Here is a 765-nt window from a genome sequence, read left to right on the forward strand (position 1 = left end):
GTGAGGGTTGGACGCAGCGACCTCGCTGAAGCCTGCCCAGAGGTCAGCCACCAGGCGGGCGTGGTCATCCAGCGAGCGCCCGGACTCGAAACGGAGCGCGGACTCAAGCATCGGGTAGGCGTCCAGTGGATCTCCGAAGCCCAGAGCTGCCTCGATGTCGCTGGCCATCGACAGCTCGCTGCCCACCACCTCGTCGGGCTGGTCGGAAGAGTCCTGGACGGTCCATCCGGTGCCGCGTCCCTCCCGACGCAAGAGCCGGCGAGTGCGCCAGCTCTCGGCGCCCCCGATGGCGACGACCGACCTGCGTCCGCACCAGATGTCCCATGCTGCGCGGTTCACGAGGACCTGCGGCGACTGTCCGCCGTGTGTCGTGTAGGTCTGGCGCGGGACCGTCAGGCCGAGTGCGGCAGCCGCGATGGACCCGGGGTTGGTGTAGGGCCGGGTGCCGATCGCCACGACGTCCAGCGAGTCCAGTTGGCCCAGGACGTGAGAACCAGCTGCGACCTGGAGCGCCTCGGCGAGCAGCATGGCCGGTTCGGCGGCCGGATACGACGCGGTCACCTGGCCCACGCCCGTTATCACGGGCGTACGGGGGTCGAGCTGCGAGTTCATGATCTGACCAACCTTCGTGGGGACACCCAGATATCCTAGACGCTTTCCGTTCAGATTTCATCCCCTCTGCGGGATATGGTCTCCGTAGGGCAGGGCACATAGCGCCTCGCCCTGATTCGATCTATGCTGACGTTGACCGTCAGTATTAGGTAG

The 765-nt window shown here is 66.5% G+C and carries 1 protein-coding gene; it reads right to left on the reverse strand.

The features are described 5' to 3' along the window. The coding region (locus ACOADB_RS22815) for a hypothetical protein (RefSeq protein ID WP_378604056.1) at positions 1-612 on the reverse strand (612 nt) is incomplete at its 3' end. Positions 613-765: the final 153 nt, after the last annotated feature.

The organism is Nocardioides sp. CPCC 206348 (assembly GCF_048654705.1).
Lineage (GTDB): Bacteria > Actinomycetota > Actinomycetes > Propionibacteriales > Nocardioidaceae > Nocardioides.